The sequence below is a fragment of the Leisingera sp. MMG026 genome (genome assembly GCF_021654205.1).
GTDB lineage: Bacteria > Pseudomonadota > Alphaproteobacteria > Rhodobacterales > Rhodobacteraceae > Leisingera.
In genome coordinates this window covers 1-24145 of the sequence record NZ_JAKFZM010000028.1, presented here as the reverse complement: position 1 = coordinate 24145, position 24145 = coordinate 1, and the positions used below count along the sequence as shown (strand labels likewise).

The following is a 24145-nucleotide window of genomic DNA, read 5'->3' as shown; positions in this document are numbered from 1 at the left end:
TGAAACCCCCGCTCCGCCAGCAGACACAGGGAACAGCAGATGACAATCAAACTTCATTGCTTTGGCGAAAGCGGAAACTCCTACAAGGCCGCCTTGGCGCTGGAGCTTTCCGGCCTTGCCTGGGAGCCTGTCTTTGTGGATTTCTTCAACGGCGCGGCGCGCACCGAAGAATTCCGCGACTTCACGCCCATGGCTGAAGCACCGGTGCTGGTGGACGGCGATCTGACGCTAAGCCAGTCCGGCGCGATCCAGCAGTATATCACCGACAAGACCGGCAAATTCGGCGGCGCGCCGGAAGACAAATACGAAGTGCTGCGCTGGATCCTGTGGGACAATCACAAAATGTCCAGCCAGGCCGGCATGACCCGCTTCCTGATCAACTTCCTGCCGGAAAAACACCGGCCGCCGGAAGTGATCGCTTTCATGCAGGGCCGCCTGAAAGCCGCATATGCCACATTGGAACACCACCTGAAGGGGCGGGAGTGGATTGTGGGGGAGGACCTTAGCAATGCTGACATCAGCTGCTGCAGTTATCTGTATTACCCCGAACCCTTCGGCTTTGACCGGACCGAGTGGCCTAATATCGACGCCTGGCTGACCCGCATCAGCGCGGTTCCAGGCTGGAAACACCCCTATGATTTGATGCCCGGCAACCCGTCGGACCGGGCGTGAGGAGAGCAAAATGACTGATGCATATATCTATGACGCCCTGCGCACCCCGCGCGGCAAGGGCCGCAAAGACGGCAGCCTGCATGAGGTGACCTCGGTCCGCCTGTCGGCCCTGACGCTGAACGCAATAAAAGAGCGCAACAACCTGGAAGGCCATGCGGTCGAGGACGTGATCTGGGGCAATGTCACCCAAGTGATGGAACAGGGCGGCTGCCTGGCGCGCTCGGCGGTTCTGGCCTCGGACCTGGACGAGCGTATTCCGGGTCTCGCCATCAACCGCTTCTGTGCCAGCGGCATGGAAGCCGTGAACCTGGCCGCAAACCAGGTGAAGGGCGGCGCAGGCGATGGTTACATCGCGGGCGGTGTTGAGATGATGGGCCGGGTTGCCATGGGCAGCGACGGCGCAGCGATTGCCGTGGACCCGAGCCTGGCAATGGACACGTATTTTGTGCCGCAGGGCATTTCCGCGGATATCATCGCAACTGAGTATGGGTTCACCCGTGATCAGGCGGATGCGCTGGCGATGGAGAGCCAGCGCCGGGCCAAGGCCGCGTGGGATGATAACCGCTTTGCCAAATCGGTGATCACGGTGCGCGACCAGAACGGCTTGGCGATCCTGGATCACGACGAATTCATGCGCCCCGGCACCGACATGCAGGCGCTGGGATCGCTGAACCCGGCGTTCCAGATGATGGGCGAGCAGATGCCAGGTTTCGACAAAGTGGCGATGATGAAATACCCGCATCTGGAGCGGATCAACCATATCCACCATGCGGGTAACTCTTCCGGTATTGTGGACGGGGCTGCCGCGCTGCTGATCGGCAACAAGGAATTCGGTGAGAAGCACGGGCTGAAACCGCGCGCCCGGATCAAGGCAACCGCCAAGATCGGCACCGACCCCACCATCATGCTGACCGGCCCGGTGCCAGTGACAGAAAAGATCCTGGCCGACAACGGTATGAAGATCAGCGATCTGGATCTGTTTGAGGTGAACGAAGCCTTTGCATCCGTCGTGATGCGCTTCCAGCAGGCGTTTGATGTCGACCCGGAACTGGTCAATGTCAACGGCGGTTCCATTGCCATGGGTCACCCGCTGGGTGCGACCGGCGCGATTATCATCGGCACCCTGCTGGATGAGCTGGAGCGGCAGGACAAGGAATGCGGCCTCGCAACCCTGTGCATCGCATCCGGCATGGGCGCGGCCACCATCATTGAGCGCGTCTGATGCCGAAACTGGACCTTTCCCAACTGCCCTGGCGGACCGGATCGGGCTATCCCGGTAAGCTGGCGGCCTCGACTGAAGGCCGCAGCGTGCAGCCCTTGGGCGATCCCGGCGGCCTCACCCAGTACGGCGTCAACATCGTGCGGCTGGAACCCGGCGCGGCGTCGTCATTGCGCCATTACCATATGGAGCAGGACGAGTTCGTAATGGTGACCGAGGGCACCTGCACCCTGATCGATGATCAGGGCGCGCATGAGATGCTGCCGGGCGATTGCGCCGCCTTCCCTGCGGGGGAGGAGAACGGCCACCATCTGGTGAACCGCTCGAGCAAGCCCGCTGCCTTTCTGGTGGTGGGCACCCGTACCGCAACCGAGACCGGCTATTACAGCGATTTGGACATGATGGTGAAATTCGCAAACGGCGATTTCAATTTCACCCGCAAGGACGGCAGCCCGCTGACGGCTGACCAGACCGGAGAAGACACATGAGCGATTTCAAATACGACGTGGACGCAGACGGCGTCGCAATCATCACCTGGGACGCGATCGGCAAGTCCATGAACGTCCTCACCCGCGAGGCATTTGGCCTGGTGGAGGAATACGTGGACCGGGCGCTGGAAGACGACGCCGTCAAGGGCATCGTGATCACGTCGGCCAAGAAGGATTTTGCCGGCGGCATGGACCTGAATGTGCTGGCGACAATCCGCGAAGAATCCGGCGAGAACCCCGCGCAAGGGCTGTTCGACTTCACAATGGGCGGCCACCGCATCCTGCGCAAACTCGAACTCGCAGGCATGGACCCGAAGACCAAGAAGGGCGGCAAGCCGGTTGCCTGTGCGATCAACGGCACCTGTGCCGGCATCGGCACCGAGATTGCGCTGGCCTGCCATCACCGGGTGATGACCTCCAAGCCGAAAGCCAAGATCGGCCTGCCGGAAATCCTGATCGGCATCTTCCCCGGCGGCGGCGGCACCATCCGCTACTCCCGCATGGTCGGCGCGATGGCGGCGGCTCCGGTGCTGCTGGAAGGCAAGATGATGGACCCGAAGAAGGCCAAGGGCGCGCAGCTGATCGACGCCGTTGCCGACGACGCGCTGGCCGCGGCCAAGGAATGGGTACTGAATGCCAAACCTGCCGATCTGGTCAAGCCGTGGGATGCCAAGGGTTACAAGATGCCGGGCGGCGCGCCATATCACCCCGCTGGTTTCATGACCTTTGTCGGCGCCTCGGCGATGATCAACGGCAAGACCCAGGGCGCCTTCCCCGCGGCCCAGGCACTGCTGTCGTCGATCTATGAAGGGGCGCTGGTTGACTTTGACACCGCCCTGAAGATCGAAGCGCGCTGGTTCACCCATGTGCTGATGAACCCGTCGTCCTCGGCGATGATCCGCAGCCTGTTCCTGAACAAGCAGGCGCTGGAAAAAGGCGCTGTGCGGCCCAAGGATGTGCCGGACCAGTCGGTGAAGAAAATCGGTGTACTGGGCGCTGGCATGATGGGCGCAGGCATCGCGCTGGTCTCGGCCCAGGCCGGCATGGAGGTTGTGCTGATCGACCGTGATCAGGACGCCGCCGACAAAGGCAAGGCCTATTCCGCCGCCTATATGGACAAGGGCATCAAGCGCGGCAAAGCGACTGAGGAAAAGAAAGAGGCGCTGCTGGCACAGATCACCGCGACCCCGGATCTGGACGCGCTGAAGGGCTGCGACCTGATCATCGAAGCGGTGTTCGAGGATCCGGGCGTCAAGGCCGAGATGACCCGGAAGGTTGAGGCGATCATTCCCGACGACTGCATCTTTGCCTCCAACACCTCGACCCTGCCGATCTCGGAGCTGGCCAAGGCCTCCAGCCGCGCAGATCAGTTTATCGGCATCCACTTCTTCTCGCCGGTTGAAAAGATGTTCCTGGTGGAGATCATCAAGGGCAAGGAAACCGGCGACCGCGCAGTGGCCAAGGCGCTGGATTACGTGCGCCAGATCCGCAAGACGCCGATCGTGGTCAATGACGCGCGCTTCTTCTACGCCAACCGCTGCATCATTCCTTACATCAACGAAGGGGTGCGGATGATCGCCGAGGGTGTCAGCCCGGTGCTGATCGACAACGCCGCGCGCCAGCTGGGCTTCCCGGTGGGGCCGATCCAGCTGACCGATGAGACCTCGATTGATCTGGGCGCCAAGATCGCCCGCGCAACCAAGGCAGCGATGGGCGAAGCCTATCCGGAAAGCCCGTCGGATGATCTGATTTTCTGGATGGAAGAACAGGGCCGTCTGGGCCGCAAAGCCAACGCAGGCTTCTTTGACTATGACGACAAGGGCAAGCGCGTTGAATACTGGAAAGGCCTGCAGGAGAAATACCCGCAAGCGTCCGAACAGCCCGAGCTGATCGAAGTCCAGGAACGGCTGATGTTTGCGCAGGTTCTGGAAGCGGTGCGCGCACTGGAGGAAGGTGTGCTTATGGACATCCGCGAAGGCGACGTGGGCGCGGTTCTGGCCTGGGGCTTTGCGCCCTGGTCCGGCGGCCCCTTAAGCTGGCTGGACATCATCGGCACGCCTTACGCAGCTGAACGCTGCGATCAGCTGGCCGCGCAGTACGGCGAACGCTTTGCCTGCCCGGATCTGCTGCGCGACATGGCGAACAAGGGCCAAAGCTTCTATGGCCGTTTCGACCCGGAGAAATCGGCCGCCGCCTGACGGCAACGGCAACTGCAACGGAAAACACAAAACGGCCAGGGCATTCCCTGGCCGTTTTTTACTGCTCCGAATGGTGTGCTGCCCGCTCAGTTTAGCGGCGGATGGTCCCGCTCAATTCAGCGGTTGCTGATATTGGGCCGCAGCCGAGGCCGCGCCAGGCGCGCCCCAGCGCTCTTCCTCGGCCATCATCGACAAGACCAGACCGCGCGCCTCATCCGGCGGCAGCACACGGTAAGTGCCTTCTTCGGTAAAGATACGCCCGCACATCAAGTTGACCGGCGCGGCTGCGAAACCCAGCATTCCGGCCTCCAGGTAAATCACCTGATCCTGGGCAAACCGCGGCGTGACCAGCTCCAGCTGCGCACCGGGATGCATCCGGCGGATACCCCGGTAACCCTCCAGCGCGGCGGCGGGCACAACCGCAAAGGGGTCACCCTGAACATCCTCCACCAGATCGCTCTCCAGCAGCACGCCCTGATCCGGCATCAGCCACAGCGGCACCCGGTTCATCAGCGCATCACGCGGCACCAGCAGCGGACAGCGGGCCGGATCCAGATCGCCGTCGCCCGGAACGATGGTTTCGCGCTGCAGTTCCACAATCTCCTGCATGCCATGATCGAATGTCAGCACCTTGTCGCCTGGCGTCAGCGCTTCAACCGGGCGCCAGCCCAGGTTCGAGGCCACATGCGTGCCAGCCAGAAACCCGCCCTGCCCGACGGAAACCAGTGGAAAACCGCTGTTCAATGCCCGTCCCATAGAGACCTGCGAACGTTTCAGAAGCCAATCCAGCATCCGGTTTCCTTTCCTGCGGCCCAGGCATTCCCAGGCTGGCCTCAACTCTCACGCTTTGGCAAATCCCCGTTGGCCGATCCGCCCCGGGGGCCGCAAAAGCGCCTTTCCCGGTCACCTGGATAGAGGGGAATCGTTAAAAGAGTATTCAAATTGCGCGATATCCTGCGCGCAGGCCTCCGCCACGGCCCCGGCTGCACGGTCATCGTAATAGGCCCGCCAGTCCCGCTGCCGGCCGCTGTCATTGACCCGCGGCAGGTCCAGAGAAAACCCGAGGTGGCTGAACAGAGGCTGGGCATCGTCGTGAAAATGCTCCAGCCGGATGTACAGCCGGCACTGCTCTGCCCCGTCCGCGTGGCGCATGTAAGAGGCCGCCGGGCTGCCGCGGAACGCGCTGATGATCTCCGGGTGCTGCACAAAGCCGCGGAACTCCAGTTCTTGTGCCAGACGGATTGCCGGGTGGCTGAAGCTCTGCCCGCGCAGCCAATGGTAATAGCTCACCGCCCGGTCCCACGGGTTGCGCACCAGGGTAAAGGCAAACAGCGACCGCAATGTGCGATCCGGCACCAGCCCTTCGATGTCAGCCAGCGTGGAGTGTTTCCACAGCCGCCCGCGGGTCGGCGTGTCCTTCAGACGGCGGCGGCGTTTCAGCGCTTTTGGGGTGTCGCCCAGCATCATGTCATTGGCCATGGCGCGCGCTTCCAACGCCAGGGCCAGCGCTGTTCCACCGGTCTTGGGGATATGGATAAAGACGTATTTGCGGCCCGGAGACAGGATCATGAGCCGACCCTAGGCCATTGATCCGCAGTTGGAAATGCTGATGTGCGCAGGCCTGCAGAACGCTCTGCCCCGGTGAACGGCAAACCCAAAGCAACCCCGGCCCATTTCACCTTTGCGCCAATACTCCGGGGTGAATTGACCCATAGGGCCAAGAGGGGCAGCGCCCCTGCCTGGCTACCTTGAGCGCACCGCAATGGTGGTGCCGGCGGCAATGATCAGGGTGATCCCCAGCATCTGCCAGATGTTCAGCGCCTGGCCCCAATAGGCCCAGGCAACACCCGGTCCGACGATCATCACCGAATATTCAAACACCGCCACAAAGGACGCTTCGCCCAGCTGGTAGGCCTTGGTGATCAGGAACACGCCGCCAACTGCCGCGCAGCCCTGCAGCAGGATCAGATGCGATATCTCCCACAGCGGCCAGACCCAGCCGCGGGTGACAAAACCATCGGCGCCAGCGGGCACGGCTTGCGGCCAGATTTCCAGCCCGGTGAGCAGCATCGCCCCCAGTGCGCCCTGCACCAGCAGGTAGATGAACAGCATTGCCACCGTGCTTTCGCCCTGGCAGTAAAGGCCGGTGGCCAGCGACCCCAATGCGTAGAACAGCCCGCCTGCTACCGGCACCAGGATCAGCCAATTGAAGGCCGCCGGGTCGGGCTGCAGCACCATCAGCACCCCGGAAAACCCAAACAGCACGGCGCCGATGCGGACCCAGCCAATCTGCATTTTCAGAAACAGAACCGAGATAAGCACAATGATGATCGGCGAGGTGAACAGCCCCGCCAGCGCCTGTGCGATCGGCATCAGCGCGACAGCAGCAAAATAGAACACCATCGCCACCGCAACCAGCACCGCCCGCAGCAGCACCGCCCCCATCCGGCGCGGCGCCAGGCCGCCCAGCCCGGCCCGCGCCATCAGCCACAGGAACGGCAGCGCGACAAAACTTCGCAGCAGGTAGAACTGCCCCAGCCCGATCTGTTCGGCCATCAGCGGGACCGCATTGTCGGTAATGCCGATAATCAGCATGGCTGCCAGCATGGCGTGCGCGGCCGCCGTCTGGCTGCCGGTTTCTGCGGAAAGGGTCGCTGTTTGTTTCATACCCTTCCCATTGCCCGCAACTTTCCGCAATATCTGTTCTCTAAACGACACCAAAGTGATTCAGGGGAGGAAACTGATGGGGTGGATGGCGGATGAAACCGGTCTGGAGAAGACCGCCGCGAATTATGTGCCGCTGACGCCGCTGTCGCATCTGCAGCGGGCGGCGCAGGTGTTTCCGGAGCATCTGGCGGTAAGCTATGGCAAGCACCGCAAAACTTATGCCGAATACCACGGCCGCTGCAGCCGGCTGGCTTCGGGCCTGACCAAACTGGGAGTGAAGCCGGGCGACGTGGTGGCCACCCTGCTGCCGAATATCCCGGCCCAGGCCGAGGCGCATTTCGGCGTGCCCGCCTGCGGTGCGGTCTTGAACACCATCAACACCCGGTTGGACGTGGGCACAGTCGCCTATATCTTTGACCACGGCGAAGCCAAGGCGGTGCTGGTCGACCCGCAGTTCCTGGAACTAGCCGAAGCCGCCGTCGAGGAAATGGAAGGCCCGGCCCCGGTTTTGATCGAAGTGGCGGATGATCAGGCCACCTGGCACGCCACCAGCCGGCATATGGAATACGAGGCGCTGCTGGCCAGTGGCGATGCGGACTTCCAATGGATCATGCCCGAGGATGAATGGGAAAGCCTGGCGCTGAACTATACCTCCGGCACCACCGGGCGGCCCAAGGGCGTGGTTTACCACCACCGCGGCGCGTATCTGATGACCATGGGCACGGTGGTGTCCTGGCGCATGGTGCTGCATCCGGTCTATCTGACCATCGTGCCGCTGTTTCACTGCAACGGCTGGAACCACACCTGGATGATGCCGGTGGTGGGCGGCACCCTGGTCTGCTGCCGCGATGTCACCGCGCAGAACATCTATAACGCCATCCACTATGAGGGCGTCAGCCATTTCGGCGGTGCGCCGATTGTGCTGAACATGCTGGTCAATGCGCTGGACGAAGAGCGCCGCACCTTTGATCACACGGTGGAGGTCTTCACCGCAGGCGCCCCGCCAGCGCCCGCAACCCTGTCCAAGATCGAGGATCTGGGCTTTAACATCACCCATGTTTACGGGCTGACCGAAACCTATGGCCATGTCACCGAATGCTACTGGAAGGCCGCTGAATGGGACGGGCTGGACAAGGCCGGCATTGCCGCCAAGAAATCCCGCCAGGGGGTTTCCATGCCGATGCTGGAGCCGGTGGTGGTGCGCGACAGCGATCACAACACCCTGCCCAAAGATGGCCAGAGCCAGGGCGAGATCGCCTTGCGCGGCAATGTGGTGATGAAGGGCTATCTGAAGAACCCGGAGGCCACTGCAGAGGCGTTCAAGGACGGCTATTTCAATTCCGGCGACCTGGCAGTTCAGCACCCCGACGGCTACATCCAGATTGCCGACCGGGCCAAGGACATCATCATCTCGGGCGGCGAGAACATCTCCTCGGTTGAAGTAGAAGGCGTGCTGATGGCGCATCCGGATGTGCTGCTGGCCGCGGTCGCTGCGATGCCGGACGACAAATGGGGCGAGGTGCCCTGCGCCTTTGTCGAGCTGAAACCGGGTGCCGCGGAAGATGCTGCTGCTTTGATCGCCTTCACCCGCGAGACGCTGGCGGGTTTCAAGGCGCCCAAGAAAGTGGTGTTCCAAGAGCTGCCGAAAACCTCCACCGGCAAGATCCAGAAGTTCGAACTGAGGAATATCGCCAGGAACCTGTAATTTTTCGCGGCGAAACAGCGTCCGGGGGCAGCAAAGCAATTTGCTGCCCCTGTTTTATGTGATTATCCTGCTGGCAACGATAAGAACGGGGGCCGGGCTGGCTGCATGACGGCATTGAGGGAATTTGAGCGGCTGGAGGCTGCGGGCTTGTGGCGCGCGGACCGGGAGGCGCAGCGGCGGGATGTGATCATCTCGCTGGGCGATGCGACGCTGACCATCGCAAGCATGAATGACCTGCCGCTGGCCCACTGGTCACTGGCAGCGGTCGAGCGCGCCAATCCCGGAGCGTTCCCGGCCTTGTTCCACCCCGATGGTGACCCCGGCGAGACACTGGAACTGGGTCAGGACGAAACTGCCATGCTGGAAGCGATAGCCCGGGTGCAAAACGCCATCGGCCGTTCCCGCGCGCGGCCCGGGCGGCTGCGGGCTGTCAGTATCCTGGGCACCTTTGCGCTGGTGCTGGCGCTGCTGGTTTTGTGGCTGCCTGGTGCTGTCACCCGGCATGCTGTCAGCGTGGTTCCTGACATTAAGCGCAAGGCCATCGGCCAAGCCTTGCTTGGCCGGATCGAACGGGTCTCGGGGCCGGCCTGCGCGACGCCGGAAGCCGCACCGATCCTGCGGGATCTGGCAGCGCGCACCGGGGTGCGGCAGCTGGCGGTGCTTCGCTCAGGCATTCCCGGCAGCCTGCATCTGCCTGGCGGCATTGTGCTGCTGAACCGTTCGTTCGTTGAGGATTTCGAGGATCCGGCAGTTGCGGCCGGCGCCATCCTGGCGGAACGCGCCCGGGCTGAGGCCAGCGACCCGATGTTCGAACTGCTGGAGGCCGGCGGTGTCATGGCCGCCTTCAAACTGCTGACCACGGGCGAGCTGGACCGCGCTGCCCTGGATGCCTATTCCGAGGCGACCCTGGCCAGTCCGCGCCCGGCACTGCCGGATCAGGTGCTGCTGGCCGAGTTCGCCCGCGCAGCGCTGCCCTCATCGCCTTATGCCTACGCGCTGGACATCACCGGTGAAACGGTGCTTGGGCTGATCGAGGCGGACCCGATGGCAGGCCGCGACCAGAAGCCGCTGCTGAATGACCGCGACTGGGTTCAATTGCAGAACATCTGCGGCTAGGCGCCCGCCTTTGGGTCCCGGCGCAATACGGGCGGCACAATTGTTAATACAGAAACGGGAGCAGCTGCGGCACAAAACACAAAGCCCGCCCCTGATGGTGTCAGGAACGGGCCATTATGCGCTCATTGGTGCATTCCGCTTTCGGACCGCAGGGGGTGCTGACCGTCTTTGCAGAGGCAGGGGCAGGCCCTGCCCCGATGTTACTTACTGATCCGGGCGCCGGTGAAACCAGCATTGCGGGCCTTGGCCAAGGCTGCGGCGGCCTGGTCATCGGCTTGAAACGGGCCTGCCAGAACCACCTTGTAGGGCTGCCCTCTGCGGCTGACTGTACCAAGGCGCACCGGCAGGCCGGCAGCAGCAAGCTGCCGCGCTGCGGCCTGGGCCTCAGCGGCACCGGCAAAGGTTGCGGCGCGAATGTACCGCCGCGATGCGGGCTGCTGCGGCACCGCCGCATCCGGTGCCGAGCGGGAGGACAAGCGCAGGCCCGACGGCTGCGCTTCGGCCGGGCTGCGGCGCACATTGCGCGGCAGTGTCAGCGTGGCACGGTCCAATGGCAGCTGTACCAGGCGGCGCGGCACCCCATTGGTCCAGACCTGCGCCATCTGCGCGTCGCCCTCGGGCGTGCGCACGCCGCGCATCGGGTTCAGGCGGCCATCCTCACGTTCCACTGTCAGATAGCCGGCCGGGGCCTGGGCAAAACCGGTCACCACTGCCGGACGCACGGTACGCACTGCACGCTGCGGGTTCAGCCGCCCGTCGGTCCAGACCGGGCGATAGCCTTCGGGCACCGTGAAACTGTTGCTGAGGCGGCGGTCCTGGTAGATGTGCGTCTGCACCACACGTGTATTCGGGGTGAGGCGCAGAGAGGACTGTGCGCCGCTGTCCTGCCCGCCGTAGGTCACCGGCGAAACAGTTTGCGGGCCGCAGCGCGCGCCGGTGGCATTGGAGTACTGGCGGCTGATATCAGATAGCCCGGCGCAAGCACCGCTGCCTGCGGGCTGCACTGCTGCCGGAGCGGGCGCTGCCGGGACTGGTGCCGGTGCTGGCTTGGGCGTCACCCGCACGACCCTTTTGACTGCCGGTTTCGGCAACGGCGCCGGAGCGGCTGCAGGCCGGGCGCTGGTGGATTGCGGTGTGCGGCGCGGTTTGGCTGTGGTGACAACCCTGGGCGCCGCGGCGCCCGCATTCGATTGTGCCGGCTGCTGGCCCGGGTCAAGGGTGATCAGCTCCGGTGCCGGGGCTGCCTGCTGCGTTCGCGTGGCGCCCGCCAGCTTGGTTGGTGCATAGCCGCAGATCTGCTTGCGCGAGCGGGAGACCCGCGGCACCCAAGTGACATTGCCGTCGATGCCTGCACGGATGTAGACACAGCCGCGGCTGTCCACATATTGCTTGCCCGCGTAGGAGGCAGGCGGAAATTCGGAGGGCGGGCTGGTTTCACGCAGGGTTTGCGCCTGTATACCTGCTGCCCCGGTTGTCCCCGCGATGATGGCCAGTGCAATAATTCTAGTTGTTTTCATTCCTGAGCCCCACAAAATATGGCTGCAGGATGCCCGAATCTGGCCTGTGAGTAAAGATTCTGCGGCAACAATAAGGCCGGACGGCGGCAATTTTTGCGCAAATTGGAACTAGTTTTCGTGCCACGGGCCGCAGCCGGGCAGTCCGGCCAAGGCAATCAGGGCTGCCTTGGCCGTTTCCGATCAGATCATTTGGTGCCGAACATCCGGTCGCCGGCATCACCCAGACCGGGCAGAATGTAGCCCTTCTCGTTCAGCTGCCGGTCCAGCGAGGCGGTGACGATCGGCACATCCGGGTGCGCTTCCTTCATCCGTGCAACACCCTCGGGCGAGGCCAGAAGGCACAGGAAACGGATGTTGTTGGCGCCGGCCTCCTTCAGCAGATCAATGGCCGCAGCTGAGCTGTTGCCGGTGGCCAGCATCGGGTCCACCGCGATCACCAGCCGGTCTTCCAGCGCTTCGGGCGCTTTGAAGTAATACTGCACCGGTTCCAGGGTTTCCTCGTCCCGGTAAAGGCCGACAAAACCGACGCGGGCCGAGGGGATCAGCTCAAGCACCCCGTCCAGCATACCGTTTCCCGCGCGCAGGATCGACACCAGCGCCAGTTTCTTGCCGGCCAGGATCGGCGCGTCCATTTCCTCCATCGGGGTTTCGATGCTGGTTGTGGTCAGCTCCATTCCGCGGGTGATTTCATAGGCCAAGAGCTGGGTAATCTCGCGCAGCAGGCGGCGGAAGCCGGCCGTGGATGTGCCCTTGTCCCGCATCAGGGTCAGCTTGTGCTGCACAAGCGGGTGATCAACAACGGTCAGGTGGTCGGTCATGGGGCACTCCTACTTTTTTGTTTGCGGCGGTTCTGTTTGCAGCGCTTTTACGGGCCTGGCCGCGGCTGGCAAGCGGGTTTTGACCATGGAGTCAAAGAAAGCTCTTGCCGGGGCCCTGAGCCGGGACGTTCAAATGGGCCGCAATAGAGGCGCCCACATCGGCGAATTTGACCTGCCCGACGGGGCCGGCGTCAAGCCCTGCGACCAGAACCGGCACTTGTTCGCGGGTGTGGTCACTGCCGGGCCAGCTGGGATCATTGCCGTGATCAGCGGTGAGCACGAGCATGTCATCAGGGCGCAGCTTTGCCAGCAGCCGTCCCAGTTCCGCGTCGAACCACTCCAGCGCGCGGGCATAACCGGCGATGTCGCGGGTGTGGCCGTACATGCTGTCGAACTCAACAAAGTTGGCGAAGGTCAGACTGCCCTCCTCTGCCATCTCCACTGCATCAAAGAGATGCTGCATCAGTTTGGCATCAGCGCCTTTTTCCAATGTATCAATGCCGGACATAGAGAAGATATCACCGATCTTGCCGATAGCATGGACCTTGCCGCCGGCGTCCTGCACCCAATTTGTCAGCACAGGTGCCGGCGGGGTGATCGCATAGTCGCGGCGATTGGTTGTGCGGGTGAACCCGTCCTCCGCCGAGCCAAGGAAAGGCCGCGCAATAACCCGTCCCACCTTCATCGCGTGCAGGCGGGGGGCGATGGATTTGCACAGGGCCAGCAGGCGGTCGAGACCAAATGTTTCTTCATGCGCGGCGATCTGAAAGACGCTGTCGGCGGAGGTGTAGCATATCGGCTTGCCGGTCCGCATGTGTTCGGCGCCAAGGTCGTTTAGGATCACCGTGCCGGAAGCGTGGCAATTGCCGAGGATGCCATCGGTGCCGGCCTGCTCCGCCACAAATTCCGTTAGGTCTTCGGAGAAAGTCAGCGCCTGATCGGGGAAGTAATGCCAGTCCCAGGGCACCGGCAGCCCCGCCAGTTCCCAATGACCCGAGGGCGTGTCCTTGCCGCGGCTGACTTCGCTGGCACAGCCCCAGCGGCCCTGCGGCTCTGCATTCAGGCCCGGAAACGGCACTGAGGACGCCAGCCGCATTGCTGCGCCTAGGCCAAGGCGCTCCATGCTGGGTACCTGCAGCGGGCCGCTTCTGCCCTCCTCGGCCTCACCCGCAGCACAGGCCTGGACGATATGGGCCAATGTGTTGGCGCCGAGATCCGGCAGATCGCCGTTGAAGAACGTCCCGGCGTCCGGGGCACCGCCGATGCCAACGGAATCCATCACCACAAGGAAGGCACGGGGCATCAGGAGATCCTTTCGTGAACCAGCGGCGGCAGCGCATCCGGCGCATCGCCGATGGCAATGGCGGCCAGGAGGGAAGCCTCGGCCAGGTCTGCCGCATCATCGCTGGCCGCGTGAATGCGGGCCAGGACATCCCCTGCCCCGACCTGCTGCCCCAGGCGGGCAATGCCGGAAATGCCAACGCCGGGATGGATTTCGTCACTCTCCACCATGCGGCCGCCGCCAAGGCTGACAACGGTCAGGCCCAGGGCTTCGCCGTTCATTGCCGAGACGCAGCCGGCGATTGGCGCTTTCACATCACGCACGACCTCAGCGCCGGGCAGATGATCCTGCCATTTGGCGGCGAAATCCGCGGGGCCGCCCATGGCGGCAATCATACGGGCAAACCGCTCTGCCGCGCGGCCATCGGCAAGGGTTGCGGTGATCTTTGCCGCGCCATCCCCTGCATCGGCAGCCAGCCCGGCATGGGCCAGCAATTCGCCGCCCAACACCGCGGAAATCCCGGCCAGGGGGCCAGCCGCCTGCCCTGTCAGAACCCGCATCACCTCGGCCACCTCCAGCGCATTGCCCAGAGCGGGCGCCAGCGGCTGATTCATGTCGGTGATCAGCGCCGAAGTGCGGCAGCCTGCGGCATTGGCGGTATCGCACAGCGACTGCGCCAGCGCACGGGCGTCATCGGCGGTTTTCATAAAGGCGCCGGAGCCGATTTTCACGTCCAGCACCAGCGCATCCGGGCTGGCGGCGAGTTTTTTGGACAGGATCGAGGCGGTGATCAGGTCGAGGCTGTCCACCGTCGCGGTCACGTCGCGGATCGCATAAAGCCGCTTGTCCGCAGGTGCGATCCGCGCAGTGGCGCCGGCAATGGCGCAGCCCATGTCCTGCATCATGCGGCGCAGGTGGTCTTCGCTGACGCTGGTGGAAACACCGGGAATCGATTCCAGCTTGTCCAAAGTACCGCCGGTGTGGCCCAGGCCGCGGCCCGAGATCATCGGCACATAGGCGCCGCAAGCAGCCAGCGCAGGCGCCAGAAGCAGCGAGACACAGTCCCCCACCCCGCCGGTGGAGTGTTTGTCCAGCACCGGCCCGTCCAGATCCCATGCCAGCACATCACCGGTGTCGCGCATCGCCAGCGTCAGGGCGCGGCGGCCCTCGACGCTGAGGCCCTGCAGGCAGACCGCCATGGCAAAGGCCCCGGCCTGCGCGTCCGAGACCGCGCCATTGGCCAGCCCTTCGGCAAACCAGCGCAGTGCGTCCTCGCCCGGTGTTTGACCGCGCCGGAGCGTTGCATTGATGGCGCGGGCGTCCATCAGCTGCGCTCCATATGGTCCACGTCAAAAGCGCCCGGCAGCAGATCGCCGATTGTAGTGTCCTTCTCAGCACCGTCGGTGGTTGCCAGGGTCACTTTGACCTCTCCTGTGCCAAACTCCTTGAGCTTCTGACGGCAGCCGCCGCAGGGCGGGATCGGAGAGGGGCAGTCGGCGATCACATAGACCTCTGCCAGCTGCTTTTCGCCCGCGGCCACCATGGCGGCGATAGCCCCGGCCTCGGCGCAGGTACCCTCCGGGTAGGCCACGTTTTCAACATTGCAGCCGACATAGATCTGGCCGCTGGACGAGCGGATGGCGGCACCAACCTTGAAATTGGAGTAAGGCGCGTGGGCGTTTTCGCGGACGGCGGTTGCGGCGGCTTTGAGGCTCATGGGTGTTTCCCCGGTTTTTGATCATCTGGTCAGAATGCCGCAGCCTAGCTGATATGCCCCGCAGAGCGAAAGCCCTGCTATGCAGTTCACTTGGCATCCCGGTGTGAAGCCGAACAAGCAAAACCAATCCACGCTCAGTAGTTGCACGTTGCTTCAGGGGCCGGCCAGGCGGCGGGCCTTCGTTAAACCCACTAAGATCTTCAGTCAGAATACAGCGGTCGCCAAGGATGTCTTTGGTTTTCTAGCAACCCGCAGTACACTTGGCGGCTGGAAAACCCGCAATCCGCAAGTCATCCGCCGTTTGACTATGTCCGATTTCCTCCCCAAGGCTTCGGCAATCAGCACTATACCAAAGAACCGCTCCGGCTTGCGCAGGCAAAATCCGGCGACTGTGCGCCCCGTTTTTATTCCCTTTTCATTTGCCGGCAAAGGCGTCCGCAAGGCAGAATTCACGCAAGAAGCCGCCGCTTGCCAGCACTGGCGTTCATTTGCGTCAGTTTGGACTAGGTTTCCGGCAAGAAAAATGGTTTAACACTAAACAATACTGATTTTCAGGAGCGCCAGATGTCCGATTCACAGAACCTGCGCCAAGCCGCGCTCAACTATCACGAGTTTCCGCGGCCCGGTAAACTGGAGATCCGCGCGACCAAACCGATGGCCAACGGGCGCGATCTGGCACGCGCCTATTCGCCCGGTGTGGCAGAGGCCTGCACCGAGATCAAAGCGGACGCCGCCAATGCTGCCCGCTATACCTCGCGCGGGAATCTGGTGGCGGTTGTGTCGAACGGTTCAGCGGTTCTGGGGCTGGGCAACATCGGCGCGCTGGCCTCGAAACCGGTGATGGAAGGCAAGGCGGTCCTGTTCAAAAACTTCGCGGGCATTGATTGTTTTGACATTGAAGTGAATGAGAGCGATCCGGAAAAGCTGGCGGATATCGTCTGCTCGCTGGAGCCGACGTTCGGCGCCATCAACCTCGAAGACATCAAGGCGCCGGACTGTTTTATCGTCGAGAAGATCTGCCGTGAGCGGATGGGCATTCCGGTGTTTCATGACGACCAGCATGGCACCGCAATTGTTGTGGGCGCTGCCGCCAAGAACGCCCTGCATGTGGCGGGCAAGTCGTTTGAAGACATCAAGATCGTCTCCACCGGCGGCGGTGCGGCGGGGATTGCCTGTCTCAACATGCTGGTGAAACTGGGGGTGAAGCGCGAAAATATCTGGCTCTGCGACATTCACGGTCTGGTTTATGAAGGCCGCGAGGAGGATATGAACCCGCAGAAGGCGGCCTTTGCCCAGGCGTCGGACCTGCGCGCGCTGGACCAGGTAATGGACGGCGCGGATCTGTTCCTTGGCCTGTCCGGCCCGAACGTGCTGAAGCCTGAGATGGTGGCAAAGATGGCGGACCGCCCGATCATCTTTGCACTGGCGAACCCGACGCCGGAAATCATGCCGGAGGCGGCGCGCCAGGTGGCACCGGAGGCGATCATCGCCACGGGCCGCAGCGATTTCCCCAATCAGGTCAACAACGTGCTGTGCTTTCCATTCATCTTCCGTGGCGCGCTGGATGTCGGGGCAACCGAGATCAATGACCAGATGCAGATCGCCTGCGTTGAAGGCATTGCCGAACTGGCCCGCGCCACAACCAGCGCCGAAGCCGCGGCTGCCTACAAAGGCGAACAGCTGAATTTCGGCGCCGACTACCTGATCCCGAAACCGTTTGACCCGCGCCTGGTGGCGGTGGTGTCCTCCGCCGTGGCCAAGGCGGCAATGGACAGCGGCGTGGCAACCCGCCCGATTGAGGATATCGAGGCCTATAAGCAGAAGCTGAACCAGACGGTATTCAAATCCGCACTGCTGATGCGCCCGGTGTTCGAGGCCGCCCGCGCCGCGTCCCGCCGGATCGTGTTCAGCGAGGGCGAGGATGAGCGGGTGCTGCGTGCGGCGCAGGCCATCCTGGAGGAAACCACCGAGACCCCGATCCTGATCGGCCGTCCGGAAGTGATCGGGCGCCGCTGTGAGCGGCTGGGGCTGGATGTGCGGCCAGGGCGCGATTTTCAGCTGGTGAACCCGGAGAACGACCCGCGCTACTACGACTATTGGAACAGCTATCACAAGGTGATGCAGCGGCGCGGGGTGACGCCGGATCTCGCCAAAGCGATCATGCGCACCAATACCACTGCGATTGGCGCCATTATGGTTCATCGCGGCGAAGCGGACAGCCTGATCTGCGGCACCTTTGGTGAATACCGCTGGCACATGAACTATGTCGAACAGGTTCTGGGCGGCAACAGCTATGCGCCGCACGGGGCGTTGTCGCTGATGATCCTGGAGGACGGGCCGCTGTTCATTGCCGACACCCATGTGCGGATCGAGCCGACGCCGGAACAGATTGCGGAAACCGTGATCGGCGCCGCCCGCCACGTGCGCCGCTTTGGCCTGGAGCCGAAGATCGCGCTGTGTTCGCAGTCGCAATTCGGCAATATCGCCTGCGACACCGGCAGCCGCCTGCGCGCCGCGCTGGAGATCCTGGACGAAAGGCACCGGGATTTTGCCTATGAGGGCGAGATGAACATCGACAGTGCGCTGGATCCCGAACTGCGTGAGCGGATTTTCCCCAATTCGCGGCTGGAGGGCGCGGCCAATGTGCTGATCTTTGCCCATGCCGATGCCGCCTCAGGCGTGCGCAACATCCTGAAAATGCGGGCCGGCGGGCTGGAGGTCGGGCCGATCCTTATGGGCATGGGCAACCGCGCCCATATCGTTTCCCCTTCGATCACCGCGCGCGGGCTATTGAACATGGCCGCCATTGCCGGCACCCCGGTGGCGCACTACGGTTAGTCCTGCGGCTGGGAATTACCGCTGGCCGCCTGTCCAGGGAAGCCAACAGTGAGGACCAGCCATGAGAGGGCATTGCCACTGCGGCGCCGTGCATTGGGAGAGCCAGGCCGAGGCGGCCTGGAGCTGCTATTGCCACTGCGCCGATTGCCGCCGCAACTGCGCGGCACCAGTCACCGCATTTTTCGGACTGCCGCATACGGCAGTCGCGTGGTCCGGTGCAGAGCCGCAGATCTACAATTCCTCTGACGGTGTCGAGCGGCTGTTCTGCGGCGCCTGCGGCACCCAGATGGCTTATCGCACCGCACGGGATGCGGTGAATATCCACATGTACACGGCGACTTTGGAATGTCCTGGGGATATGCCCCCCAGGTTTCATGTCTTCCACTCCGAACATGTGAGCTGGCTGGAGCTGAAAGACAGGCTGCCCCGCTATGGCCAGAGCAGCGACCAGGATCCGCGGTAGCCAGGCCGGGTTGACGGCCGGACATCAATGTTTCCTGCGCCGCCAGGAGATCGCGGGATTTCCTAGCGGCTTTCATGCAGGGAACCACCCTGCGCTTAACTGGCGTAACCGATTGTTTGCAGAGCATCCTTGATTTCGTCCAGGACAGCCGGATCGTCAATGGTCGCCGGCATCTTCCAAGGCGTGCCATCCGCAATGTTCACCATGGTGCCGCGCAGGATCTTGCCGGAGCGGGTCTTGGGCAGCCGGTCCACCACCACCGCCAGTTTGAAGGCGGCAACCGGGCCGATCTTCTCGCGCACCAGTTTGACGACCTCGGCCGCCACCTCGCCATGATCGCGGCCGGCGCCTGAATTCAGGCAGAGGAAGCCAACCGGCATCTGACCCTTAAGGCTGTCCGCCACGCCGATCACGGCGCATTCGGCAACATCCGGATGGCCCGCCAGCACTTCCTCCATGCCGCCGGTCGAGAGACGATGCCCCGCCACGTTGATCACATCATCAGTGCGCGCCATGATATAGAGATAGCCGTCCTCGTCCTTCATGCCGGCATCGCCGGTCTCGTAATAGCCGGGAAATGTAGTGAGGTAGCTTTTCTTGAACCGCTCTTCGGCGTTCCACAGCGTCGGCAAGGTTCCCGGCGGCAGCGGCAGCTTGACCGCAATTGCGCCCAGTTCGCCCGGCGCCACCGGGTTGCCGCCTTCGTCCAGAATGTCCACCTCATAGCCGGGCATCGGCACCGCAGGCGAGCCAAGCTTGGTCGGCAGTTCTTCGATCCCCAGCGGGTTGGCGGCAATCGACCAGCCGGTTTCGGTCTGCCACCAATGGTCCACCACCGGCACCTTCAGCTGATCCTGCGCCCAGGTAATGGTGTCGGGGTCGGCGCGCTCGCCGGCCAGGTAAACCTGCTGCAGGCAGCTCAGATCGTATTTCTTGACGAATTCGCCCTTGGGATCCTCCCGCTTCACTGCGCGAAAGGCGGTAGGGGCAGTGAAGAAGCTTTTGACCTTATGCTCGGAAATCACCCGCCAGAATGTGCCCGCATCCGGTGTGCCGACCGGCTTGCCCTCAAACACAATTGTTGTGTTGCCGTGAATGAGCGGCGCATAGCAGATGTAGCTGTGCCCAACGACCCAGCCCACATCCGACGCCGCCCAGAACACATCGCCCGGATCGACGTTGTAGATGTTTTTCATCGTCCAGTTCAGCGCCACCAGCTGGCCCGCGGTATGACGGATCACGCCTTTGGGCTGGCCGGTGGTGCCGGAGGTGTAGAGGATATAGGAGGGGTGGTTGCCCTCGACGGGCACACATTCGGCCGGTTCCACACCGTATTGGAACCCGTGCCAGTTCACGTCGCGGCCCGGGATCAGATCCGCCACTTCCTGTTCGCGCTGAAAGATCACGCAGAATTCCGGCTTGTGCTCAGACAGGTCGATGGCGCCATCCAGCAGCGGTTTGTAATGCACGGTGCGGCCCGGCTCGATCCCGCAGGACGCGGCGATGATCGCCTTGGGCTTGGCATCGTCGATCCGCACCGCCAGCTCGTTGGAGGCAAAGCCGCCGAACACCACCGAATGCACAGCCCCGATGCGGGCGCAGGCCAGCATCGCCTCCAGCGCTTCAGGGATCATCGGCATATAGATGATGACCCGGTCGCCCTTTTCGATGCCTTTCGCACGCAGCGCACCGGCCAGTGTGGCGACCCGGTTGCGCAGCTCGACATAGGAGATTTCACGCTTGGTATGGGTGACCGGGCTGTCATAGATGATCGCGGTCTGTTCGCCGCGGCCCTGTTCCACATGGCGGTCAACGGCGTTGTAGCAGGTGTTCACCTTGGCATCGGAAAACCATTCATAAAGGCCATCACCCTTATCTAACAGCGCCTGTTTCGGGGCTTCATCCCAGTTGATCGCCTGTGCGGCCTCCATCCAAAACCGTTCCGGGTCCTGTTTCCAGCCGGCATAAATATCCTGATATCCCATAGTGATCGTCTCCTCCTGCTCTTTGCCTAGGCGAGAAAGCGGCAAACGGGCAAGTTTTGCTGCCCCTGCACGCAAGGTTGGTCAATAAATTTACAGGTTCCGAACAGGCAGACAGCCTGAATTCACAAAATTTACACATGGTTTGCGGTTTGCATCCAAACCACTTTGCAAACAGGTCTTTGCCGGAGAATATTCAGGAAAGCCCCGCCAGAATTGCAAATCTGCAAATCCCCCCCCGGATATGGCGGCTGCAATCAGGGAATCACCCCCTGCGGCAAGACCCATGACACAGAAACGGCCTTCTGGCATCTGCCGCGGCGGCTTGCCGTGCGCCGCTGATCCTGCATTCCGCCCAGCATGGTTTTAATCAGGCTTTGCCGCTTTCAACTGCGCTTATCCTGTCGCGCCGCCCGCCATGGGCTTGGGGAAACAATTTCCAGACGTGCCATCGCGTGCTCATATGCGATCTGTCACGCTCACAGACAAACCTGACAGGTCCTGAACCTCGGTGGAGTTCTTGCAGAATTCCGGCCCTTTTCCGTCCGGTTTCCCTTGCAACTCAGCCCTGCCCTCCTAGGCTGCGGCCAGGGAGGCTTGAGCATGACAAAACCGGATCTATGGCGCCTGAGTGCAACGGAACTGACAAAACGGACCCGCACCGGAGATCTGAGCGCCGAAGATGCCGTGCAAGCCTCCATTGACCGAATGAACGCGGTGAACCCGGCGCTGAATGCCGTGGTTGAAGACCTGAGCGCCGAGGCACTGGAGCGCGCCCGCGCGCTCGACACGGAACGCGCAGGCGGTGCTGTTCCCGGCCCGCTGCATGGCGTGCCGGTCACCATCAAGATCAACGTGGATCAAAAGGGCCATGCCACCTCCAACGGCGTCCCGGCGCTGAAGGATTTGATAGCGCCTGCAGACGCCCCGGTGGTGGAAAACCTGCAAAAGGCCGGGGCGGTGGTGATCGGGCGGACAAATACGCCGGAGTTTTCCTTCCGGGCCGATACCGACAATCCGCTGCATGGCCGCACCTATAACCCTTGGGGGCGGCATATCTCGCCGGGCGGCTCCTCCGGCGGCGCAGGGGCTGCGGTGATGGCCGGGATCGGCGCACTGGCGCATGGCAATGACATAGGCGGATCCTTGCGCTTTCCAGCGGCCGCCAATGGCGCGGTAACAGTGAAGCCTGGCCTGGGCCGGGTGCCGGCCTGGAACCCCAGCCAATCCGCCGAACGCGGGCTGCTGGCGCAGCTGATGTCAGTGCAAGGGCTGATTGCGCGCTCGGCAGAAGACCTGCATCTGTCAATGCCCTCCTTGATTGCCGCAGACCCGCGCGACCCCTTCCATGTGCCGGTACCGTGGTTTGGCAAAGCGGTGAGCGGCCCGGTCAAGGTCGCATTCACCAAGAACACCCATGGCTATGATCTGCACCCCGAAGTCGAGGCCGCGCTGGATTTTGCCCGCTCGGCGCTGACCGACGCAGGCTATTTGGTGGAGGAAGCGGAACCGCCCAATGTGTTCGAGGCCGGGCGCAACGGTTACCGCGCACTGATGGGCGAGGTCCATGCGCTAATGAAGGATGACGTGGACGCGGCAGGCTCCCAGACCGTGCGCGACATCTTTGCCGTCTATTTCCAGGAGTTCCCGCCCTTTGCCGGCGACGAGCTGCTGCGAATGATGGCCGCGCGCACCCATTACGCGCGGCAATGGTCCCTGTTCATGGAAGAATACCCGCTGGTCTTGTCGCCGTTCCTGCCGCAGCCCTTTTTCAAGCCGGACCGCGACACCGAAGGCGCCGAAGGCGTGCATGAGGTGCTTGGCTGCGCAGTTTATTCCTATGCGATGAACTTCCTCGGCCTGCCTGCCGCCTCAGTCCCCGCCCGGCTGGCGCAGCTGCCCAAGGGGCCGCAGCCGATCAATGTGCAGATCGCCGCCCGCCGCTGGCGCGAGGATCTGGCAGTGGACGCCTGCGCCGCGATTGAAGCCCGCGCAGGCTGCATGTGCCTGCCGCTGTGGGACCAGATACAGGCGGGCGGAAGCGCCTGATTTCACAGTCAGCCGGCAAACGGCAGCATCAGCGGGTCCCGAAGGTTCAAATTGGAGATCGCCCCGAAACAGTCCGGATGGGCGCAATGGCGGGAGTATGCATCTTCGCGTACAGCCTATTCTCGCACAGCCTGTTCACGCCCGTATTGCCTGTTCACGCCCTTTTTGCGAATGGTCCCGGGGAACGGGTTGAACCGCCCCCGGGGAACTTCCATACCGAGATCACTCACTACAAACAGCGGTCGCCTCGCCGCATTCAGCGAACCTGGCGTTCTGGCGCAGGTTTCGTAGGCATGACCGGCAGGTAACTAAATAAACAGGAACGTAAAAAACACGCCGGTACGGCTCTATGGCATTCTGCCCTTGGGCAATTACCACCCACGTCCGCCTGTGGGTAAACCATCGCATATAATCGTTACCGGGATGTTCACAAATCCGTGAACTCTTCGTTAAACGGTTACGTAAACTGCTCGGATATAAGCCTTTCTTCCAGGCCATGACCCGGATCGAACAGGATTTTATGGCGTATTTGCGGATCAGTGCGGATCTCAACCCAATCAATATCGGCCACCGAATTCGAATCCGCGTCAGCCATCACTGGGCGTTTACCGGCCTCCAGCACATCAAAGCGCACCATTGCGTTGCTGGGCAAAAGCGCTCCGCGCCAGCGCCGCGGCCGGAAAGCGGCAATCGCCGTCAGCGCCAGCACATCCGCCCCGATCGGCAGGATCGGGCCATGGGCAGAATAATTATAGGCCGTGGAGCCCGCAGGGGTGGAGACCAAGGCGCCATCGCAGACCAGTTCGTCCATCCGCACGCGCCCGTCCACGGATACTCTGAGCCGTGCCGCCTGCGGCCCCGCCCGCAGCAGAGACACTTCGTTGATGGCCAGCGCCTTATGCACCGCGCCGCGGCGGTCCATTGCGGTCATCGACAGCGGATTGATGATTTCCTGCACGGCTTCTTCAAGCCGCTCGATCAGCCCGTCTTCACGGTACTCATTCATCAGAAAGCCAACGGTGCCGCGGTTCATCCCGTAAACCGGCGCCGGATGATCCACCATCGCAAGCAATGTGCGCAACATGAAACCGTCGCCGCCCAGGGCCACAACAATACTGGCTTCGGCGGGCGGCACATGCCCGTATCTGTTACGCAGAGTGCCCAGGGCCTGTTGCGCAATTTCGGCCTCACTGGCCAGAAAGGCGATTCTCAAACTCATGAAATCTGTTTCCGGTGTTAGGCATCTGGTTCCGAAACAATCACAGCTTTCCGGCAAAGACCATAGTTGCCGTTCTGTCGCAGGGAAATGTCGCTTTACAGGCTTCCTGCGCAAGGAAGTTTCCGATAGGAAATCCCTCAGTTCTGATCCTTACTCCAACGGAGCCACTATGACTGAAGCGACCCGTGACCCCGG

The 24145-nt window shown here is 62.7% G+C and carries 21 protein-coding genes; 11 read left to right on the top strand and 10 right to left on the bottom strand.

The window, feature by feature from the left end; genetic code table 11:
- The first annotated feature begins 39 nt into the window (after nt 1-39).
- Genes L1069_RS15635 through L1069_RS15620 form a run of 4 tightly spaced genes read left to right on the top strand, consistent with a single transcriptional unit; the run spans nt 40 to nt 4577 of the window.
- Nucleotides 40-672, top strand: coding sequence for a glutathione S-transferase (locus L1069_RS15635; RefSeq protein WP_237456281.1), 633 nt, complete (start codon nt 40-42; stop codon nt 670-672).
- A 10-nt stretch (nt 673-682) separates the two neighbouring features.
- Nucleotides 683-1894 carry an acetyl-CoA C-acetyltransferase gene (locus L1069_RS15630; protein WP_237456280.1) on the top strand — a complete coding sequence of 404 codons (1212 nt, stop codon included), beginning with the start codon at nt 683-685 and terminating at the stop codon, nt 1892-1894.
- Entirely contained in the window at nt 1894-2379 is a 486-nt protein-coding gene (locus tag L1069_RS15625) for a cupin domain-containing protein (RefSeq protein WP_134829701.1), read from the top strand. Before L1069_RS15630 ends, L1069_RS15625 begins: the two co-directional genes overlap by 1 nt.
- Complete coding sequence (locus tag L1069_RS15620) at nt 2376-4577, top strand: 3-hydroxyacyl-CoA dehydrogenase NAD-binding domain-containing protein (RefSeq protein ID WP_237456279.1); 2202 nt, start codon at nt 2376-2378, stop codon at nt 4575-4577. Before L1069_RS15625 ends, L1069_RS15620 begins: the two co-directional genes overlap by 4 nt.
- A gap of 111 nt (nt 4578-4688) precedes the next feature.
- On the opposite strand, the gene L1069_RS15615 is transcribed toward L1069_RS15620, so the two are convergent.
- The 3 genes from L1069_RS15615 to L1069_RS15605 all read right to left on the bottom strand — a co-directional run bounded on the left by L1069_RS15615 (nt 4689) and on the right by L1069_RS15605 (nt 7244).
- A complete protein-coding gene (locus L1069_RS15615) occupies nt 4689-5369 on the bottom strand; it encodes a Hint domain-containing protein (protein WP_129370577.1) in 681 nt (226 codons plus the stop codon).
- 111 nt (nt 5370-5480) lie between these two features.
- Nucleotides 5481-6146, bottom strand: a complete 666-nt coding sequence (locus L1069_RS15610; RefSeq protein ID WP_237456278.1) for a sulfotransferase family 2 domain-containing protein — start codon at nt 6144-6146, stop codon at nt 5481-5483.
- 174 nt (nt 6147-6320) lie between these two features.
- Nucleotides 6321-7244 (bottom strand): DMT family transporter, encoded by a 924-nt coding sequence (locus tag L1069_RS15605; protein ID WP_134829697.1) that lies wholly within the window; start codon nt 7242-7244, stop codon nt 6321-6323.
- Between the two features lie 76 nt (nt 7245-7320).
- On the opposite strand from L1069_RS15605, the gene L1069_RS15600 reads away from it, so the two are divergent.
- Together L1069_RS15600 and L1069_RS15595 are read left to right on the top strand one after the other, a co-directional pair.
- Entirely contained in the window at nt 7321-8949 is a 1629-nt protein-coding gene (locus L1069_RS15600) for an AMP-binding protein (protein ID WP_237456277.1), read from the top strand.
- Nucleotides 8950-9054: 105 nt separating this feature from the next.
- Nucleotides 9055-10065 (top strand): hypothetical protein, encoded by a 1011-nt coding sequence (locus tag L1069_RS15595; RefSeq protein ID WP_134829695.1) that lies wholly within the window; start codon nt 9055-9057, stop codon nt 10063-10065.
- Between the two features lie 200 nt (nt 10066-10265).
- Here L1069_RS15595 and L1069_RS15590 read toward each other — a convergent pair whose 3' ends face one another.
- The 5 genes from L1069_RS15590 to L1069_RS15570 form a co-directional block, all read right to left on the bottom strand.
- Nucleotides 10266-11582 (bottom strand): SPOR domain-containing protein, encoded by a 1317-nt coding sequence (locus tag L1069_RS15590; RefSeq protein ID WP_237456276.1) that lies wholly within the window; start codon nt 11580-11582, stop codon nt 10266-10268.
- Nucleotides 11583-11767: 185 nt separating this feature from the next.
- On the bottom strand, nt 11768-12400 hold the full coding sequence (gene upp, locus L1069_RS15585; protein WP_129370571.1) for a uracil phosphoribosyltransferase: 633 nt from the start codon (nt 12398-12400) through the stop codon (nt 11768-11770).
- A 91-nt stretch (nt 12401-12491) separates the two neighbouring features.
- Nucleotides 12492-13703, bottom strand: coding sequence for a phosphopentomutase (locus L1069_RS15580; RefSeq protein WP_237456275.1), 1212 nt, complete (start codon nt 13701-13703; stop codon nt 12492-12494).
- Nucleotides 13703-15007 (bottom strand): thymidine phosphorylase, encoded by a 1305-nt coding sequence (locus L1069_RS15575; RefSeq protein WP_237456274.1) that lies wholly within the window; start codon nt 15005-15007, stop codon nt 13703-13705. Before L1069_RS15575 ends, L1069_RS15580 begins: the two co-directional genes overlap by 1 nt.
- On the bottom strand, nt 15007-15399 hold the full coding sequence (locus L1069_RS15570) for a cytidine deaminase (protein ID WP_129370568.1): 393 nt from the start codon (nt 15397-15399) through the stop codon (nt 15007-15009). Before L1069_RS15570 ends, L1069_RS15575 begins: the two co-directional genes overlap by 1 nt.
- A 79-nt stretch (nt 15400-15478) precedes the next feature.
- On the opposite strand from L1069_RS15570, the gene L1069_RS15565 reads away from it, so the two are divergent.
- The 3 genes from L1069_RS15565 (at nt 15479) to L1069_RS15555 (ending at nt 18700) form a co-directional block, all read left to right on the top strand.
- Nucleotides 15479-15931 (top strand): hypothetical protein, encoded by a 453-nt coding sequence (locus L1069_RS15565; RefSeq protein WP_237456273.1) that lies wholly within the window; start codon nt 15479-15481, stop codon nt 15929-15931.
- Nucleotides 15932-15963: 32 nt separating this feature from the next.
- Nucleotides 15964-18237 (top strand): NADP-dependent malic enzyme, encoded by a 2274-nt coding sequence (locus L1069_RS15560; protein WP_237456272.1) that lies wholly within the window; start codon nt 15964-15966, stop codon nt 18235-18237.
- A 61-nt stretch (nt 18238-18298) separates the two neighbouring features.
- Complete coding sequence (locus L1069_RS15555; protein ID WP_129370565.1) at nt 18299-18700, top strand: GFA family protein; 402 nt, start codon at nt 18299-18301, stop codon at nt 18698-18700.
- Nucleotides 18701-18795: 95 nt separating this feature from the next.
- On the opposite strand, the gene prpE is transcribed toward L1069_RS15555, so the two are convergent.
- Entirely contained in the window at nt 18796-20685 is a 1890-nt protein-coding gene (prpE, locus tag L1069_RS15550; protein ID WP_237456271.1) for a propionate-CoA ligase PrpE, read from the bottom strand.
- 600 nt (nt 20686-21285) lie between these two features.
- Between prpE and L1069_RS15545 the strand changes: the two genes are divergently transcribed.
- Nucleotides 21286-22731, top strand: coding sequence for an amidase family protein (locus tag L1069_RS15545; RefSeq protein ID WP_237456270.1), 1446 nt, complete (start codon nt 21286-21288; stop codon nt 22729-22731).
- Nucleotides 22732-23188: 457 nt separating this feature from the next.
- On the opposite strand, the gene L1069_RS15540 is transcribed toward L1069_RS15545, so the two are convergent.
- On the bottom strand, nt 23189-23950 hold the full coding sequence (locus tag L1069_RS15540) for an NAD kinase (RefSeq protein ID WP_237456269.1): 762 nt from the start codon (nt 23948-23950) through the stop codon (nt 23189-23191).
- Between L1069_RS15540 and L1069_RS15535 the strand changes: the two genes are divergently transcribed.
- Nucleotides 23949-24145 (top strand): hypothetical protein (locus L1069_RS15535; protein WP_237456268.1); only part of this gene is annotated, 197 nt, incomplete at its 3' end. The genes L1069_RS15540 and L1069_RS15535 overlap by 2 nt on opposite strands.

Excerpts from the sequence above, each read along its gene's own strand:
- L1069_RS15610 (WP_237456278.1), bottom strand. The coding sequence starts at position 6,146 with ATGATCCTGTCTCCGGGCCGCAAATACGTCTTTATCCATATCCCCAAG.
- L1069_RS15545 (WP_237456270.1), top strand. The coding sequence starts at position 21,286 with ATGACAAAACCGGATCTATGGCGCCTGAGTGCAACGGAACTGACAAAA.
- L1069_RS15565 (WP_237456273.1), top strand. The coding sequence starts at position 15,479 with ATGCAGTTCACTTGGCATCCCGGTGTGAAGCCGAACAAGCAAAACCAA.
- L1069_RS15630 (WP_237456280.1), top strand. The coding sequence starts at position 683 with ATGACTGATGCATATATCTATGACGCCCTGCGCACCCCGCGCGGCAAG.
- L1069_RS15540 (WP_237456269.1), bottom strand. The coding sequence starts at position 23,950 with ATGAGTTTGAGAATCGCCTTTCTGGCCAGTGAGGCCGAAATTGCGCAA.
- L1069_RS15555 (WP_129370565.1), top strand. The coding sequence starts at position 18,299 with ATGAGAGGGCATTGCCACTGCGGCGCCGTGCATTGGGAGAGCCAGGCC.
- L1069_RS15580 (WP_237456275.1), bottom strand. The coding sequence starts at position 13,703 with ATGCCCCGTGCCTTCCTTGTGGTGATGGATTCCGTTGGCATCGGCGGT.
- L1069_RS15595 (WP_134829695.1), top strand. The coding sequence starts at position 9,055 with ATGACGGCATTGAGGGAATTTGAGCGGCTGGAGGCTGCGGGCTTGTGG.
- L1069_RS15605 (WP_134829697.1), bottom strand. The coding sequence starts at position 7,244 with ATGAAACAAACAGCGACCCTTTCCGCAGAAACCGGCAGCCAGACGGCG.
- prpE (WP_237456271.1), bottom strand. The coding sequence starts at position 20,685 with ATGGGATATCAGGATATTTATGCCGGCTGGAAACAGGACCCGGAACGG.
- L1069_RS15590 (WP_237456276.1), bottom strand. The coding sequence starts at position 11,582 with ATGAAAACAACTAGAATTATTGCACTGGCCATCATCGCGGGGACAACC.
- L1069_RS15575 (WP_237456274.1), bottom strand. The coding sequence starts at position 15,007 with ATGGACGCCCGCGCCATCAATGCAACGCTCCGGCGCGGTCAAACACCG.
- L1069_RS15625 (WP_134829701.1), top strand. The coding sequence starts at position 1,894 with ATGCCGAAACTGGACCTTTCCCAACTGCCCTGGCGGACCGGATCGGGC.
- L1069_RS15620 (WP_237456279.1), top strand. The coding sequence starts at position 2,376 with ATGAGCGATTTCAAATACGACGTGGACGCAGACGGCGTCGCAATCATC.
- L1069_RS15615 (WP_129370577.1), bottom strand. The coding sequence starts at position 5,369 with ATGCTGGATTGGCTTCTGAAACGTTCGCAGGTCTCTATGGGACGGGCA.
- L1069_RS15560 (WP_237456272.1), top strand. The coding sequence starts at position 15,964 with ATGTCCGATTCACAGAACCTGCGCCAAGCCGCGCTCAACTATCACGAG.
- L1069_RS15570 (WP_129370568.1), bottom strand. The coding sequence starts at position 15,399 with ATGAGCCTCAAAGCCGCCGCAACCGCCGTCCGCGAAAACGCCCACGCG.
- upp (WP_129370571.1), bottom strand. The coding sequence starts at position 12,400 with ATGACCGACCACCTGACCGTTGTTGATCACCCGCTTGTGCAGCACAAG.
- L1069_RS15600 (WP_237456277.1), top strand. The coding sequence starts at position 7,321 with ATGGGGTGGATGGCGGATGAAACCGGTCTGGAGAAGACCGCCGCGAAT.
- L1069_RS15635 (WP_237456281.1), top strand. The coding sequence starts at position 40 with ATGACAATCAAACTTCATTGCTTTGGCGAAAGCGGAAACTCCTACAAG.